The 17,380-nt window shown below is 39.3% G+C and carries 14 protein-coding genes and 4 tRNA genes; 17 read left to right on the top strand and 1 reads right to left on the bottom strand.

The window, feature by feature from the left end; translation table 11 throughout:
• From dnaN to spoIIR, 17 genes are all read left to right on the top strand, one after another.
• Positions 1 to 577, top strand: a 577-nt coding sequence (gene dnaN / locus DOT_RS26365) for a DNA polymerase III subunit beta (protein WP_009624681.1), incomplete at its 5' end; no start/stop codon positions are given.
• Positions 578 to 585: 8 nt separating this feature from the next.
• A complete protein-coding gene (gene recF / locus DOT_RS26360) occupies positions 586 to 1,680 on the top strand; it encodes a DNA replication/repair protein RecF (RefSeq protein ID WP_009624680.1) in 1,095 nt (364 codons plus the stop codon).
• A complete protein-coding gene (locus tag DOT_RS26355) occupies positions 1,681 to 1,938 on the top strand; it encodes an extracellular matrix/biofilm biosynthesis regulator RemA family protein (protein WP_009624679.1) in 258 nt (85 codons plus the stop codon).
• Between the two features lie 437 nt (positions 1,939 to 2,375).
• Positions 2,376 to 4,310 (top strand): DNA topoisomerase (ATP-hydrolyzing) subunit B, encoded by a 1,935-nt coding sequence (gene gyrB / locus DOT_RS26350; RefSeq protein ID WP_040413527.1) that lies wholly within the window; start codon positions 2,376 to 2,378, stop codon positions 4,308 to 4,310.
• A gap of 14 nt (positions 4,311 to 4,324) precedes the next feature.
• On the top strand, positions 4,325 to 6,808 hold the full coding sequence (gyrA, locus tag DOT_RS26345; protein ID WP_009624676.1) for a DNA gyrase subunit A: 2,484 nt from the start codon (positions 4,325 to 4,327) through the stop codon (positions 6,806 to 6,808).
• Positions 6,809 to 6,988: 180 nt separating this feature from the next.
• Entirely contained in the window at positions 6,989 to 7,873 is an 885-nt protein-coding gene (gene pdxS / locus DOT_RS26340; protein WP_009624675.1) for a pyridoxal 5'-phosphate synthase lyase subunit PdxS, read from the top strand.
• A gap of 2 nt (positions 7,874 to 7,875) precedes the next feature.
• Complete coding sequence (gene pdxT, locus DOT_RS26335; RefSeq protein ID WP_009624674.1) at positions 7,876 to 8,463, top strand: pyridoxal 5'-phosphate synthase glutaminase subunit PdxT; 588 nt, start codon at positions 7,876 to 7,878, stop codon at positions 8,461 to 8,463.
• Positions 8,464 to 8,855: 392 nt separating this feature from the next.
• The gene (gene serS, locus DOT_RS26330; RefSeq protein ID WP_009624672.1) at positions 8,856 to 10,121 is read left to right on the top strand and encodes a serine--tRNA ligase; all 1,266 of its coding nucleotides are present in this window, start codon (positions 8,856 to 8,858) and stop codon (positions 10,119 to 10,121) included.
• Between the two features lie 102 nt (positions 10,122 to 10,223).
• Positions 10,224 to 10,313 (top strand) — tRNA-Ser (locus tag DOT_RS26325).
• Positions 10,314 to 10,383: 70 nt separating this feature from the next.
• Positions 10,384 to 10,460: transfer RNA gene (locus DOT_RS26320), tRNA-Arg, on the top strand.
• 121 nt (positions 10,461 to 10,581) lie between these two features.
• A tRNA-Arg gene (locus DOT_RS26315) sits at positions 10,582 to 10,660 on the top strand.
• A 14-nt stretch (positions 10,661 to 10,674) separates the two neighbouring features.
• Positions 10,675 to 11,121, top strand: coding sequence for a tRNA adenosine(34) deaminase TadA (gene tadA, locus DOT_RS26310; protein ID WP_009624671.1), 447 nt, complete (start codon positions 10,675 to 10,677; stop codon positions 11,119 to 11,121).
• 50 nt (positions 11,122 to 11,171) lie between these two features.
• Positions 11,172 to 11,264 (top strand) — tRNA-Ser (locus DOT_RS26305).
• 152 nt (positions 11,265 to 11,416) lie between these two features.
• Positions 11,417 to 12,067, top strand: a complete 651-nt coding sequence (locus DOT_RS31190; RefSeq protein WP_009624670.1) for a hypothetical protein — start codon at positions 11,417 to 11,419, stop codon at positions 12,065 to 12,067.
• A 429-nt stretch (positions 12,068 to 12,496) separates the two neighbouring features.
• Positions 12,497 to 14,815, top strand: a complete 2,319-nt coding sequence (locus tag DOT_RS26295; protein ID WP_009624669.1) for a PAS domain S-box protein — start codon at positions 12,497 to 12,499, stop codon at positions 14,813 to 14,815.
• 135 nt (positions 14,816 to 14,950) lie between these two features.
• Entirely contained in the window at positions 14,951 to 15,418 is a 468-nt protein-coding gene (locus DOT_RS26290) for a DinB family protein (RefSeq protein WP_009624668.1), read from the top strand.
• 192 nt (positions 15,419 to 15,610) lie between these two features.
• Positions 15,611 to 16,279: a stage II sporulation protein R gene (gene spoIIR, locus DOT_RS26285; protein WP_009624667.1), complete on the top strand. Its 669-nt coding sequence runs from the start codon at positions 15,611 to 15,613 to the stop codon at positions 16,277 to 16,279.
• Positions 16,280 to 16,287: 8 nt separating this feature from the next.
• On the opposite strand, the gene speD is transcribed toward spoIIR, so the two are convergent.
• On the bottom strand, positions 16,288 to 17,103 hold the full coding sequence (speD, locus tag DOT_RS26280; protein WP_009624666.1) for an adenosylmethionine decarboxylase: 816 nt from the start codon (positions 17,101 to 17,103) through the stop codon (positions 16,288 to 16,290).
• Positions 17,104 to 17,380 lie beyond the last annotated feature (277 nt).

Here is a 17,380-nt window from a genome sequence, read left to right as displayed (position 1 = left end):
TTATAGCATTGCAGAAATGCCTAATGCCTCAGAATTACAGTTTAGTGGAATTATTCCCGCTAAAACTTTGTCAGAAATTTATCGTCTCTTACATGATGAAGATGAAATTTTGACTATCAGTTCTAGTGATACTCAAGTGGTATTCCAATTTGGATCCATTTATTTAGTTTCTCGTCTTATAGAAGGTCAATTTCCCAACTACAAACAAGTTATACCTCAGACATGTGAAACTAAAGTGAATTTATCCTTAAAAAGCTTCTTAGAAGCCGTAGAACGGGCATCGTTGCTTTCTCGTGATAAAAGTGGAGCCAATATTATTAGGATAAATGTAGAAAAAACCGAATTAAGGATTGACCAAACGTCTGAATTAGGTAAAATATCGGAGCAAATAGAGATAAAAATGGAAGGAAAAGATGTAATGATTGCTTTCAATGCTAAGTTTCTTATTGATGCGTTGAAAGTCATTGACAGCGAACAAATTATGTTTGAACTTTCCGGTCCATTTAGTCCAGGAGTTATGCGTCCTTTAGATAATCCAAATTATCTGTATCTTGTACTGCCGGTTCGAACGTCTTAATTTAAATTATGATGATTAATAAATTACGTCTACAAAATTTTCGTAATTATCAGGATCAAATAGTACAGTTCATGCCTGGAACTAATATATTAGTTGGAGATAATGGCCAAGGAAAAACTAACTTAATCGAAGGAATATATTACCTTCTTACAGGTAAATCTTATCGGGTACAACGCGAACAAGAACTCTTGCGCTGGGAAAAAAGTGAATTCCATCTTTATGGCGACTTCTTACTAGCTCACCATAAAATTTTTTTGGAGAGCCACTATCGAGATAAAAAGAAAATGGTCAAAATAAATCAAATACCTTGTCAACGTTTATCCGATTTTGTTGGAACGATAAATGTAATTTTCTTTTCTCCAGATGACCTTGTGATGATAAAAGGAGGTCCTTCAGAAAGACGGAGATTTTTAGACTTGCATATTGCCCAAATGCGTCCAGGTCACGTAAGTATTCTTAATGCTTACAATAAAGTCTTACAGCAAAAAAGCGCACTCTTGAAAACATATGTCGAAAAATCACTTAAATATTCTCAATTGCAACTTTGGAATCAACAAATAATCGAATTAGGAGAGAAAATAATTCGCAATCGTACAGATCTGACGCTACGAATACAAGATGTAGCTGATCAAATCTATGCTAACCTAAGTTCTCAGAAAGAAAAGATGGAGGTTATTTATATAGCTTTGGGTAAGAAAAATATAGATGAAGCTATCTCTGAATTTCCTCAATTACTTAACGATAAGCTAGAACAGGAAATAGAACGTCAAATGGTACTCGTTGGGCCACATCGTGACGATGTACAAATTCTTTTAAATGATAAACCAGCACGGCTCTTTGCTTCACAAGGGCAACAAAGATCGTTAGTTTTAAGTTTGAAACTTGCTGAATTAGAAATTATTCATCAGGAAAAAAGAGAATACCCCCTCCTCTTACTTGATGATGTATTGTCTGAATTAGATAGCTTTAGGAGAGACTACTTAATAAAATTTATTGAATCATCGAGCATTCAAACCTTATTAACTATGACAAGCGCTGAACCGAATCTTGAGTCAGGCGCAATATACCATGTAGAGCAAGGACATATAAGGAGGAAACCGTAAATGTATTTACATCTTGGTGGTGATATTCTGGTTAAAAAGGATAAAGTAGTTGCTATCATCGACTTAGAAACTGCTACAGAAGGTAAAAATAATGAAAAATTCTTAGATAATATCAAAAAAAATAAAAATATTAATTACATTTCTGCACCAGGAAAGGAGAAAACATTAATTATTACGTCTCAAGAATATTTTTTATCACCTATTTCTTCTATAACTCTATTCAAGCGTTCTTCTCTTAATATGGGAGAACTTGTGTGATATAGTGCTCGGTCTCACGATGTAGAGCAAACTAACCGTTCAAGCTCCTTTCTATAGGGGAGCGGGGTTCATCCTACGCCGGAAAGCATTCCTTTCGGGATTCGCGGCTTCGGCGATACTCTCCACTGGAGATTATCGTGCCAAAAGCACCATCCGCCGGCCAAGACTCGAACAAAGACGTTCGAGGTTAGAGCATCGTCCGAAGACACTGTCTTCGCACGTATTAGCCTTCTTGCAGGATGGCTAGGTGCGTGACGATAAGGAACTCAATGCGCTACCCATATTCATGATTGATTGCTTTCAAGGAGTTTGTTGATTTTGCTTACGTAAGACGTCGTGTTCGTGTCACACTGCGTCCCGCGGGCTTGAAAATTGAAACAGATAACTATTTAGTGTACAATAATAAGGTTGAAGGTATTTATTGGGAGGAAACAGCTTTGCAAGAAGACAAAGACAAACAAATTCAGGACCCTAGTGATAGTTATAATGCAGGGCAAATCGAAGTTCTTGAAGGACTAGAGGCTGTTCGTAAACGTCCCGGTATGTATATTGGTACGACGAGTAGCAGAGGCCTTCATCATCTTGTATATGAAATAGTCGATAACAGTATTGACGAAGCTTTAGCCGGTTTTTGTAATCAAATTGATGTCTTTATTCATGCAGACAATAGCATCACCGTTGTAGATAATGGTCGAGGGATTCCAGTAGATATACATCCTAAAACAGGTATACCCGCAGTTGAAGTAGCTTTGACGGTATTACACGCTGGTGGAAAATTCGGTGGAAGTGAAAGTGCTTATAAAGTTTCTGGAGGTTTACATGGAGTAGGCTTAAGTGTTGTGAATGCTTTATCAAAATGGTTGGTTGTAGAGGTATCTAAAGGCGGACATGTCTATCATCAAGAGTATGCGATTGGAAAACCAACCTCGAATTTGGTTAATATCGGAATTACTGAAAGCAGTGGGACAAAGATATCTTTTATTCCAGATCCAGATATTTTTGAAGACACAGTTTATGATTTTGATATTCTAGCGCATCGCCTAAGAGAACTGTCTTTTCTTAATAAAAGTGTAACAATTAACTTAACGGATGAAAGGACTAACGTTAAAGAAACGTTTTTACATACAGGTGGAATTCAGGATTTTGTTCGTTATCTTAATAAAAACAAAGATTGCCTACATCCTCAACCAATATTTATTGAAACGATTAAGGATCATGTTCAGGTTGAAGTCAGTATGCAATATAATGACGGGTATGCTGAAAATCTATTTTCGTATGCTAATAATATTAATACCCAAGAAGGAGGAACTCATGAGGCTGGCTTTAAATCTGCTTTAACGCGAGTGGTTAATGATTACGCCCGTAAAAATAATATCATTAAAGCCGCTGATTCCAATCTGACCGGAGATGACATCCGGGAAGGATTAACTGCCGTGATTTCTGTCAAAGTGCCTGACCCTCAGTTTGAAGGGCAAACAAAGACAAAACTGGGGAACAGTGAAATACGTGGTATTGTGGACTCTGCAACGGGAGAAGGATTAAGTACTTTTCTTGAGGAGAACCCAGCGATCGCCAGAAAATTTATTGATAAATCTGTTCAAGCAGCCCGAGCGCGTGATGCTGCCCGTAAAGCACGGGAGTTGACACGACGTAAGAGTGCTTTAGAGGGAACTTCTCTACCTGGTAAACTTGCGGATTGTTCATGGAAAGAACCGGATCTGTGTGAAATGTACCTCGTCGAGGGTGACAGCGCAGGTGGTTCTGCCAAACAAGGACGAGATCGACGGTTCCAGGCCATATTGCCTCTACGTGGGAAAATCATCAATGTGGAAAAGGCAAGACTGGATAAAATATTGGAAAATGCAGAAATTCGAGCGATGATTACCGCAATGGGCACAGGAATTTCCGATGAGTTTGATATAGAAAAAGCGCGTTATAATAAGTTGATCATTATGACAGATGCTGATGTTGATGGTGCCCATATACGGACACTCTTACTAACCTTCTTTTATCGCTATATGCGGCCTTTAATCGAAAACCATTATGTTTATATTGCGCAACCCCCTCTTTTTAAGGTAAAGAAGGGGAGAGATATTCAATATGCTTATTCGGATTTCGAACTTGGTAAAATTCTTGAGAAAATTGGTAAAGATAAAGTTGAAATCCAGCGGTATAAAGGCTTGGGAGAAATGAATCCAGAACAGTTGTGGGAAACAACAATGGACCCAGCAAAGCGCACAATCTTACAGGTAACGATGGAAGACGCTATTAGGTCTGAAGAAATGTTTACGGTATTAATGGGAGACAAAGTCGAACCGCGCCGTGACTTTATTAATCTCCATGCTAAAGATGTACGTAATATAGATGCTTAAAGGAGTGCTCATTCATGTCGGATGAAATACTGGGAGGAAAAGTTCTTCCTGTTGAAATTGCTGATGAAATGCGAAAATCGTTTATTGAGTATTCGATGAGCGTTATCATTAGCCGTGCTTTGCCCGATGTTCGAGACGGGCTCAAACCGGTGCATCGCAGAATATTATATACCCTTCATGAGATGGGTCTGACCCCTAATAAACCCTATAGTAAGTCAGCACGTCTTGTCGGGGATTGTATGGGTCAATTTCACCCTCACGGGGATAGCTCAATTTATGATGCTGTGGTAAGAATGGAGCAGGACTGGGCTAGTCGTTATCCGCTCATTGACGGACATGGAAACTTTGGTTCTATTGATGGAGATTCTGCGGCTGCTATGCGTTATACTGAGCTTCGCATGGCGAAAATTGCGTCCTATATGTTGGCTGATATTGATAAGGATACCGTCGATTTTACCCCTAACTATGATGAGAAACAAGATGAACCGACTGTATTACCTGCTAAATTCCCAAATCTGCTTGTTAATGGTTCATCAGGGATTGCAGTAGGAATGGCAACGAATATTCCTCCTCATAATTTAAATGAAGTTATAGAAGCAACTATTGCCCTACTTGATAACCCAGAGTTATCAATTGATGAATTAATGAACTATGTCAAAGGTCCCGACTTTCCAACTGGCGGAACAATTATGGGTTATGAAGGAATTAGGTCTGCCTATACAACAGGGAGAGGTTCGATTAAAACACGGGCAAAGGCATATATTGAACCTATGGAGAAAACAGGGAAAAATCGAATCGTCGTGACAGAAATCCCCTTTATGGTCAATAAAGCCAGAATGGTTGAGAAAATAGCTGAGCTTGTGCGTGATAAAAGACTAGATGGAATTACTGATTTGAGAGATGAATCAGATCGATCAGGGATGCGTATTGTGATTGAATTAAGGCGTGATGTCAATCCGCAAGTCATTTTGAACCAACTCTATAAACATACTCAGTTAGAAGATACGTTTGGCGTAAATATGCTTGCTTTGGTAAATGGGCAGCCGAGGACTCTTACACTTAAAGATATGATTCATTATTTTATAGAACACCAAAAGAACGTTATTGTTCGGAGAACCCAATTTGAACTTAATAAAGCGGAAGCAGAAGCGCATATCATCGAAGGACTGCGCATTGCCCTTGATCATATTGATGAGGTTATAGAAACCATTCGTTCTTCCGCTGATGAGGCGACTGCTCGAGAAAATCTTACAATTCGTTTTGGTTTAAGTGAAAAGCAGGCTCAAGCTATAGTTGATATGAGGTTAAAGCGTTTAACTGGGCTTGAACGGGAAAAATTAGAAAACCAATATCAAGAACTGATGAATACCATTGCCTATTTAAAAGCGGTTCTTGCCTCGGAAAGTATGGTAATTGGGATAATTAAAACTGAACTGACTGAAATCAATCATAAATTTGGCGACGAACGAAGGACGCGCATTACGGTTGATGTCAGCAAGATGGATATAGAAGATCTCATTGCTGTAGAAGACGTAGTAGTAACGGTAACCCATTATGGGTATATTAAGCGATTGCCTCTGAATACTTATAAGAGTCAGAACCGAGGGGGCAAAGGTGTCCATGGGATGGCTACAAAAGAACTAGATTTTGTGGAACATCTTTTCACGACAACAACGCATCATCATATTCTGTTCTTTACATCTCAGGGTAAAGTGTACCGTTTAAAGGCTCATGAAATTCCAGAGGCTAGTAGAATTGGCAAAGGAACTGCGGTTATAAATCTTCTGAATTTAAGCCAGCATGAGATGATTACGGCAGTCATGGCGATAAAAGAATATAGTTCCGATTATTTTCTAATTACCGCTACGAAAAAGGGTATAATGAAGAAGACTGCACTGAAAGAGTATGATTCATCACGGCGTGATGGACTAATTGCTTTAACCCTTGATGAAGGTGATGAGCTTATTGGTGTTAAACTAACCCAGGGGTTAGATGATATTCTTCTTGCTACACGAAATGGAATAGCGATTCGCTTTGCAGAATCTGACGTACGATACATGGGACGTACAGCCCGAGGGGTAAAAGGGATTACACTTGATGAAAACGACGTGGTTGTCGGTATGGATGTTATCGGCGATGAAGGCGAGCTCTTGACCATGAGTGAAAACGGGTTTGCTAAACGTACCTATCTCAATGAATTCCGTGTTCAAGGACGTGGAGGCAAGGGAATCATTGTTATGAAACTGAATGAGAAGACAGGTTCATTGGTTGGAATCAAGGTTGTTCAAGTAGAAGATGAATTAATGGTCATTACGAATAACGGCATTATGCTCCGGATTCAAGTTTCAAGTATCTCTAATCAAGGTCGTTCCGCACAAGGGGTTTTGGCCATGAGAACCGGCACAAGTACTGTTGTAGCGATGGCCAAGGTTTTGATGAAAGATGAAGAAGGAATTGATGTGACCGAAGATCTGGATGGCTCCGAAGAAGATGATTAAATTGACAAAATTCGCGCTAAGTGTTACCATGTCGAAGGTAAGAACCCGATATTGATGATGAAATAATGGTATAGGCAACTAAAAACGAGTTGACATATTATCCTAAAGAAATTAATCATACTTAAGATGAAGTTTAAGCCACTCTAATGTTAACTGTTTTAAAATAAGGAGGAAATAAAATTGACTGATATTAGTTCTTTGAAGGTCAAAACAGGGCTCGCAGAAATGCTAAAAGGTGGCGTCATCATGGATGTGACGACTCCTGAACAAGCTATTATAGCAGAAGAGGCTGGAGCATGTGCCGTAATGGCTTTAGAGCGTGTCCCTTCAGATATTCGGGCTGAAGGTGGAGTAGCCCGCATGGCAGATCCTTCAATCATACAAAGTATCATGGCAGTGGTTACTATTCCTGTCATGGCGAAAGCACGCATAGGGCATTTTGTAGAAGCCCAAATTTTAGAAGCATTAGGTGCTGATTATATTGATGAATCTGAAGTATTAACACCTGCAGATGATGCTTATCATATTAATAAGCATGACTTTAAAGTGCCCTTTGTTTGTGGGTGTCGTAATCTAGGGGAAGCATTGCGTCGAATTGGAGAAGGAGCCGCAATGATTCGTACTAAAGGCGAACCTGGAACAGGTAATGTTATTGAAGCCGTTCGACATATGCGTACAGTTATGACCGATATACGTTCATTAACCTTAATGCCAAAAGAAGAGCTGATGACAGCTGCCAAAAATATGGGCGCGCCTTATGAATTGGTTTTATATGTCGCCGAACACGGAAAGTTACCAGTTGTTAACTTTGCAGCAGGTGGTATTGCTACGCCAGCCGATGCCGCACTGATGATGCACCTCGGAGTAGATGGTATTTTTGTTGGTTCTGGAATCTTTAAGTCCGGTGATCCTAAAGCACGTGCTAAGGCAATTGTTTTAGCAACAACACACTATAAGGATGCAAAACTTCTTGCAGAAATTTCCAAAGATTTAGGACAGCCCATGTCAGGAATTGAAATTTCTACTTTGGCTGATTCTCAGCGTATGCAAGAACGGGGTTGGTAAAAATGAAAAAGTGTGTTGGCGTTTTGGCGCTGCAAGGCGCTTTCCGCGAGCACCGGCAGGTTTTAGAGCAATTAGGTTGTGATGTTGTTGAAATACGAAAAACAAGCGATCTTGAAGGAATTCATGGACTGATTATTCCAGGTGGGGAAAGTACGACTATTGGTAAACTGTTAATGATCGATGAACTAGGTGAAAAGATCAAGGAGCTTGGAGCTAAGGATTTACCTATTTTTGGGACATGCGCAGGCATGATCCTCCTTAGTAAAACTATTATTAACAGTGATCAATATTCATTGAACCTGATGGATACAGTCGTAGAACGAAATGCGTTTGGTAGGCAAGTAGCAAGCTTTGAAACCGATCTTTCTGTTCCTGCCATGGGCTCTAATTCTTTACGAGCAGTATTTATTCGAGCTCCTTATCTGCAGGAGGTAGCTCCAAATGTGGGTATTTTGGCGGAGTATGAGGGCAAGATAGTTTTTGCCCGACAAGGAAATCTATTAGCGAGTGCTTTTCATCCAGAACTTACCCCAGACCAAAGGGTCCATAAATACTTTCTGGATATGATTGATGAACATTGGACGAAGTAAGAACGTGTCATAACCGCATATAAGTTCAACAAAGACTACGCTAGCGCCCGTGGGTCCTTTCTTGCCGTCACGTCGCCTTGCCATCACGACACTAGCCATCCTGCAAGAAGGCTAATACGTGCGAAGACAGTGTCTTCGGGCGGTGTTTTAAACTCGAACATCTTTGTTTGAGTCTTGGCGGCGCTCTAAATCGGATGTCTTGTTTGAGTCATGGCTTCAGGGACACTCGGCCATCCTTGGCCAGCGCTTTGGCGCTAGCCAAGTTTTTTTTATAGTAATCAGAAGTATAACTTTCGTTGTATACTGCAAGAAGGGCTAATACGTGCGAAGACAGTGTCTTCGCGCGGGCGCCAGCCAAGTTTTTCTCTATTGGCATGGGAGGTTTTTTTAACATGTTGGATCTTAAGTTTGTTCGTAATAACCCTGAAGTGGTTAAGGAAGCTTTGGAAAAGCGTCACGTATCAATTAGTTTAGACAACTTCTTAAGACAAGAAGAAGATAGACGTAAATTGCTTTTTGACGTTGAGACTTTAAAAGCCCGTCGCAATACTGTCTCTGAAGAAGTTGGGCGCTTGAAAAGGACCGGGGAAGATGCAGAAAGTCTTGTTTTAGAAATGCGTGAGGTCGGTCAAACTATTAAAGATTTGGAACTAAAATCAGTAGACATTGTGCAAGAGATGGAAAGAGTGCTCTATGAGATCCCCAACATCCCTCATGCTTCGGTACCAATTGGTCCAGACGAAAACTCTAATGTTCAAATTCGTTCATGGGGAACCCCTCGCCATTTTGAATTTGAGCCAAAAGCTCATTATGAGATCGGCGAAAAATTGGATGTTTTTGATTTCGTCAGAGCAGCTAAAGTCACAGGTGCACGCTTTACCTTTTATAAAGGTTTGGGTGCTAAGCTGGAACGTTCCCTTATATCGTTTATGCTTGATCGACACACCTCAAAGGGATATACAGAAATACTTCCACCATACTTGGTTAATCGCACTTCAATGATTGGTACAGGTCAACTTCCAAAATTTGAAGATGACGCATTTAAAGTTGCGGGGACAGAGTATTTCTTGATTCCTACGGCAGAAGTGCCTGTCACAAACCTTTATCGTGAAGAAATCTTAGACGGAAGTCAATTGCCGATTCATCACTGTGCCTATAGTTCATGTTTTCGTTCTGAGGCTGGTTCTGCAGGACGGGATACCAGAGGATTGATTCGCCAACACCAATTTAACAAAGTAGAGCTAGTTAAATTCTGCTTACCTGAGAATTCCTATGAAGAACTTGAATTGTTGACTAGAGATGCTGAAAGTATTCTTCAAGAATTAGAACTTCCTTATCGTGTTATGGCGTTATCAACAGGTGATCTCGGGTTTACTTCGGCGAAAACATATGATTTGGAAGTGTGGCTACCGAGCTTCAATACCTATAGAGAAATCTCTTCTTGTAGTAACTTTGAAGATTTTCAAGCTCGTCGCGCTAACATCCGTTTTAGAAGAGGTCCTAAAGATAAGCCAGAGTATCCTCATACTTTAAATGGCAGCGGATTAGCCATTGGGCGTACGGTTGCTGCTATTATGGAGAACTACCAGGATGATGATGGTAAGGTGCGTGTTCCTAAAGCACTACGGCCTTATATGGGTGTTGAATATATTGGATGATGGGTTGGATGATTTACCCATTAGATAAATACAGTGATATACCAGAAACTTAGTTGTATTTATCTAATATATATGATATACTAATTTTCGGTTGTTTAACTTGGAGGGGTGTCCGAGCGGTTTAAGGAGCCGGTCTTGAAAACCGGTGACTTCGTAAGGGGTCCGTGGGTTCGAATCCCACCCCCTCCGCCAATTTCGAAAATCGATGTTCGAAGCTCGATGTTCGAGTAAATGTACTTCTTATGGACTTTCAACTACTTTTGCGCTTGTAGTTCAGCTGGATAGAGCGTCAGACTTCGAATCTGAATGTCGGGGGTTCGAATCCCTCCGAGCGCACCATTTAATCAATGTTATGTGCGATATTCGAGGATCGAAAATCGCACATTTAGCTACTTGTAGGCGATTTTTACCTACCTTACCTCAGATGATTATCTAAATAAATTTTCTTTGACAATCACAAGGCCTCGTAGCTCAGGCGGATAGAGCGGGGGTTTCCTAAACCCTGTCTTGCGGAGGTTCGACTCCTCCCGGGGTCACCAAAATCGAGGTATATATGTTTCATCAAGATTGGATGCAGCTTGCGCTTGTGCAAGCTCAAATGGCTTTTGAACAAGGAGAAGTTCCGATCGGAGCAATTATTGTTCATGATGGTCAAGTAATCGCCGCAGCTCATAACGAAAAGGAGCTGAGAAACGATCCAACAGCTCATGCTGAGGTCTTAGTGATACAACGAGCGACTGAAGCATTAGGGAGTTGGCGTTTATCCGATGCTGTCTTATATGTAACGTTAGAACCTTGTCCAATGTGTGCTGGAGCTATTCTACAGTCCCGTTTAAAGCAACTTGTTTATGGCGCGATGGATCTAAAAGGCGGAGCTACAGGTTCAGTAATGAATGTATTGGACTACAAGTTATGGAATCACCGCGTAGATATTGTCGCAGGTGTTCTGGAAGAAGAATGTGTTGATATCTTAAAAATGTTTTTCAGGAAATTGCGTTGAATCAGTTATCGGAGCATGAAGGCTAGGCGTAAGCCAAGTTTTCTATATATGGAGAGATGGTTGAGTTGGTCGAAGGCGCTCGACTCGAAATCGAGTAGGGCCTGTGAGGGCTCTCGTGGGTTCGAATCCCACTCTCTCCGCCAATTACATAGAAATAAAGGGTCTTTGCAGCTTACGCAAAGGCCCTTTTATTGTTAAATTGTTTTCATTACATAAAAAAATTTCCAGAGTAGAAAACGTAATGGCCGGGTAAATAAATATAGTGATAATGAAATAAAGAAGGAGGTCGTCAGTAATGGGTTTTACAAAATATATTATTTTAAGTAAATTGGCGGGAATTAGAAATATATGGAATGTAGTTAATCGAGGAGCTAAACTAAAGGATTCCTTGATAATAAGCCTTTTAGGGGGTCTAATAGGCACAATGGCAATGGATATATCTAATCTCTTACTATGGAGAACCAATAAGACCGATATGCTTTATGGACATCTTTCAGGTTCGATAATTATGAGGGGCGTCAGAACGAACCGCGCAGAGAATTTCGCGCTTGGACAGATTCTACACATGGTTACAGGTGCGGCACTTGGGATACCAATCTATCAAATCCTCAAACGCACAGGGAAAGATCACCATATTATTAAGGGAGCCTTTGCCGGCACGATGTCTTGGGGCATCTTATATAATTTTGGTCAACGGGCCAAACTTTTCTCAAGTAAACCACATATGACAAAAAGTCACTATAATGCCTTATGGCATAATATTCTCTATGGCATAACTACTGCTCAAGCAGTCGTTTCATTGTCTGATTCATCTTTGTTAACTCAAAAGGTTCAAATAGCTCAAGACCAGAATACATTTCAAGATCAATTAGATACTTCATGGGCTAATGCTAATATTTCAGATCAAAATACGAGTGACTATTCAAATCCTGTGATACAACATTAGTGGATACTATTAATTCAGTTAATATTCTTTGGTGGGAGGAGAATAACATATAATAAGGGGCCTTCGCTGTTTAAGGCGAAGGCCATTCTTTATATTAAAATTTTACGAGAGAAAAGAAGTAGGGGTACTGATGATGATCACGATTAGTAGGGGTACTGATGATGATCACGATTAGCAGTCATAATTATAATGCTATTGGCTAAAAATAGAAGTGGTTAATAAGAGAAAACTTGTCTTCATTTTAGGAGTTGCTACTTTAAATTACATAAATTCATACGAACTAATGGTTTGCAATGTAATCTTTGACATATGAAGCTAAGTTATTACAAATTAACATTAAAAAATTATTGTTATACGACAAATTTCTGCCAGTAGTGGAGGTACAATTGAAATAGTTAACTAATATTAACGGTTAAAGGAGGCTTGTATTTGTATTACAACTTTGTCACTAATGTTCTAGTGGTCTTATTTCTTTGCGGCTTTATTATTTGGACAGACCTATCACTCAACAAAAAATACTCGCCTTACATACTAGGTATTATGTTTGGTCTGATTACGATTTTTGTAATGCACGGTAGAATTACGGTTGTCGAAGGCCGATTTTACGATTTTAGACATATTACCATGACTATGGCTGGTTTTATAGGTGGTCCAATAACTGCATTGTTAGCTGCTTTGATTAGTTCTCTATACCGGTATAATGTGGGCGGAAGTGGTTCGATGGGCGGTATTGCGAGCATTACCACTTTTGCCTGTTTTGGAAGTATCTTAGGTAGATATTTAAGGAACAACCAGAATGGAAAGAAAGTATTGTTTTGGTTGGTAATTGGCATTGTCATGGCGTGTGTTTTAATACTCATAATTGCCTTTATTCCTCCGTGGAAGAGTAATTTGGCAAAGGTTCTTGGAGTTGTTGCCGCTCCGTATCTAATTATAACTCCGTTGGCAACGACCATAATATTTAACTTCTATTTCTGGACCTATGAATTTTTTGCTAAAGCAGCAATGCTGAACGCTATAGTTAACTGCAGTCCGTTAAATATAATAATTTTTGATGGCCTTGGCCCCATGCTGTCCAGTAAAAATACAAAGACGCAACTCCAGTGTTACCCTTATATTGAACACCCCAATCTATTACTGGACTCCGATTCAACTTGGCTGGATACAACAAAACAACAACACAAAGAAATTACGACAGAAGATGGAAGACACTTTGCTGCTAACTTGTCTAATTTCCAGATGCCTAGTGGTAAATACGCATGTGTAGCAATTGTTAACGATGTTACTGAAATTAAACGAATGCAAACAGAAAGGGTTGAACAACTCAGTAAACACTTAAAATTAGAAGCGGAACTTTCTCGAAGTAACCAGCTTATTGCAGATATTATCAATAATATGCCCGATGGCTTCTATGCTCTGGATAATCAATGGCGTTTTACATTTGTTAATAAAAAGGCAGAGGAGTTATTACTAAAAAAAAGAGAAGAGCTTTTAGGTAAAGTTTTATGGGATGTAATCCCTCAAGTCCAGGGATCTATTCTCGAACTAAATTATCAGAATTCAAAGAATGATTACCTACCCATGACGTTTGAATATCTTAGTTTCTTACATCAAGACACATGGTACCAAGTTAATGTATATCCCTCTTCGCTTGGAGTGTCCGTTTATTATACGGACGTTACTGAGCGAAAATTAGCACATGAGAAGTTGATTAAATCGCAAGAAGCAATGGCCTCTATTCTAGAAAGTATGACAGACTGTTTTTATGCTATTGATAGGAATTGGCAGTTCTCCTATATTAATCGTGCAGGAGAAATAGTTTTCGGTAAATCTCGTAATGAATTGTTGGGCAAAAAAATGACGGAAGTATTTAAGGTCAATGATGCCGCCCTACTACGTTACCAGGAAGTAATGAACGAAAATAAATCGGTTTATTTTGAAATTATTTCTGAGGCTTTAGGCAATAAATGGTTTGAGGTAAATGCTTACCCTACAGAAACTGGAATGACATGTTATTTCCGAGATATCACAAGCCGTAAGAGAACAGAAATCGAAATTGCTAGACTTGATCGTCTCAACCTTGTGGGGCAATTAGCCGCCGGAATAGGACATGAAATAAGGAATCCGATGACTACTGTGCGTGGTTATCTCCAACTGTTAAGTTTAAAACCTGATTATGAAGCTCAGAAATCTACTTTTGAGCTAATGATTTCGGAACTAGATCGTGCAAACTCAATTATTACGGAATTTCTCTCTCTGGCGCAAACAAAACAAACTGAGTTGAAATCCCAAAACCTTAACAATATTTTCGATAATTTATATCCTCTTTTAGAAGCCGATGCTTTTAACCAAAATAAACAAATCTGTTACATTCCAGCTGAGGTTCCCAACCTAGAGCTAAATACCAAAGAGATTTCCCAACTGATTCTTAATTTAACCCGCAATGGACTGGAAGCAATGCAGGAGAGAGGTTGTCTAACTGTTAAAATTTATTCACATGAAGGCAAGGTTGTGCTTGCAATTGCCGATGAGGGCTGTGGAATTTCCCAAGAAAATATTAGTAAACTAGGAACTCCCTTCTTCACGACGAAAGATAATGGAACTGGGTTGGGGTTGGCAACATGCTATAAAATTGCAGACTCTCATAACGCTAAGATCCACATTGACTCTACTCCTAGAGGGACAACATTCTTTATACTATTTCCTATTCCAAATAAGGAGCAGGAACAAAACGAAAGGATCGCCTAGCAGGGCTACTCGACCATCTGTGGCCCAAAGTATCTGGGTAACTAGGTTACATTCGCCCTAGGGTTTTGGAAACAGCCAAGTTTCATGTGATACTTGATTATAATTTGATATAATAATCTTGGAGGTGTGATAGATTTGAAAGATTTTTTATTTAATCAACTAAAGGTCGTACGAACTAACACAATTAACGCAGTGAAGGAACTCAGTGAAAGCCAAGTGGATTCTGTACCTGAAGGGTTTAGCAATAACATCCGCTGGAATCTCGGTCATGTTTATCTAGTTCAAGAACGATTTGCCTTCGGCTTCACACAAGAACCAATACAAATGCCGGACGGATTTACAGATTTGTTTGGAAAGGATACTAAACCCTCTGAGTGGAAGATACAACCACCAACATTATCGGAGTTAATTAAATTATTAGACGATCAAACAAATCGAATCAAAGAAAAATTACTTAATCGGTTGGATGAAGCTGTTGTCAACCCGTTAACCATGCCTTCAGGTTTGACCTTAAAGACGATTGGCGAATTTCTTACATTTTCTATGTATCATGAAGGTATGCACGTTCAAACCATTAAAATGCTGAAAAAGTTTAGCTCATAAAACTGCACACTATTGTGTAGAAAAAATCCCTAGTTTTCCTTAACTTTAAATGAGGAGCTAGGGATTTTAACTTCGCTACTTTGTTTAAATCTTCACATTCCTGTACAGACTATTATCAGAGTATAAGATGCCTTAAAGAAACTCTAATAAAGAGAGCTAATACAGATGTTCAGGAGAGAGAGGTTTAGACTTATGAAAGTAGTAAGGATTATAGTTTTGATTGGTATTTTAGCAATTGGATCTTTCTGGGGGCCTATCAGTGAAGGACGTGTGATAGAGCCCTCTAATATCAATGAAACTTCTGATAAAGAGACACTCGCTTCAACACCAGATCAATTGATCCGGTTTCACGTTCTCGCGAATTCGGATAGTGAACAGGATCAAGCGTTGAAGCGAGCTGTTAGAGATGCCATTCTAAAAGCGGTTTCTCCTCAGCTAGCAGTTTCTAAATCATTAGATGAATCACGGCAAATTCTTAAAAAAATTAGACCTAATATGGAGGATATTGGACGTTCGGTAGTGAAGGCTTGGGGTAAGGATTATTTGGTGCATACAGAGTATGGTCATTTTAGCTTTCCTACGAAATCCTATGGCTCATTGGTGCTACCAGCTGGAGACTATGAAGCATTACGTGTTGTGATAGGAGAAGGGCGAGGATCGAACTGGTGGTGCGTGCTTTTCCCGCCTCTTTGCTTTATTGATATTGATCATTCTACGGCTGTTCAAGTTGATGGAAAGCCGGGTATTCCAATTAATAATAAATTAATAGATCAACCGCTAAAACGGACAGCAAGCTCCACATTAGGTACACCAAAGGTACGTTTTTATTTCTGGGAAATGATCAATCGAATTTTAGGCTGATATACGCATTACACTTTTGGGATGTTTTTGCCATGATAGATTTCTGCCATTTCTTTGTTTAATCGTTGTTTGATTTTCTTCTTTTCTCGAGGCAGGAGCTCTTTCTTGGCCATGCCGAACAAGTAATTATCCAAATCAAAGTCCTTTAAGATCATCTTAGTGTGAAAGATATTTTCCTGATAGACGTTAACATCAATCTTTTGATACAGGTCTCTCTGTTCTGTGGACAGATAGTTTTGAATGGAACTTATTTTATGGTCAATAAAAAATTTCTTACCATTCAGATCTCGAGTAAATCCTCGAACTCGGTAGTCAACAATAGCAATATCTGGAGAAAAACTGTCGACGAGGTAATTTAGCGTTGTTAGAGGAGAAATTTTACCACAAGTTGAGACATCGATGTCTGCTCTAAAGGAACTAATCCCTTTATTGGGGTGACTTTCTGGATAAGTGTGAACGGTGATATGGCTTTTATCAAGATGAGCAACAACAGCCGTAGGCAAGGGACCCGTTAGATTTACTGCTTCAGCTCCAGATAGAGGCTCTTTTTCTTGTTCCTCAGAAATAAGCATAGTGACACTTGCCCCTTGAGGATCATAATCCTGCTTGGCTATATTTAGAATATGTGCTCCAACGATATCAGCTACATCTGTAAGAATCCGGGCAAGACGGTCTGAATTGTATTCTTCATCAATGTATTCAATATAGGCCTGACGGTGCTCCGTTGATTTCGCATAGCAGATATCATACATGTTAAAACTAAGGGTTTTTGTAAGATTATTAAAACCATATAGTTTGAGTTCCTTTAGTGGTTTAATTTCCATTGTGCCCTCCAAAAATCGATTGAACTATTTGATTAAAAGGAGATATACAGGATACTCTACGATAATTAAGGTAAAAATATTCACTATGGTCTTAGATACACTCAGAACAACTATAATTTGAGATAAAAATCGAGAATGGTTTGAAATATTAAGCAACATTGAGATTAACATATATTTACATAGGATTAACTATTGACGAACCTGTAACTTTACGATATAATCTCTCTTGTTCACTAAATTCGCGAAATATTAATAGTGTTTTAAGATTTGAGGGACA

It is taken from the genome of Desulfosporosinus sp. OT, assembly GCF_000224515.1.
Classification (GTDB): Bacteria; Bacillota; Desulfitobacteriia; order Desulfitobacteriales; family Desulfitobacteriaceae; genus Desulfosporosinus.
Note: the sequence above shows the minus strand (reverse complement) of the source record. Positions and strands in the feature narration are given on the sequence as shown.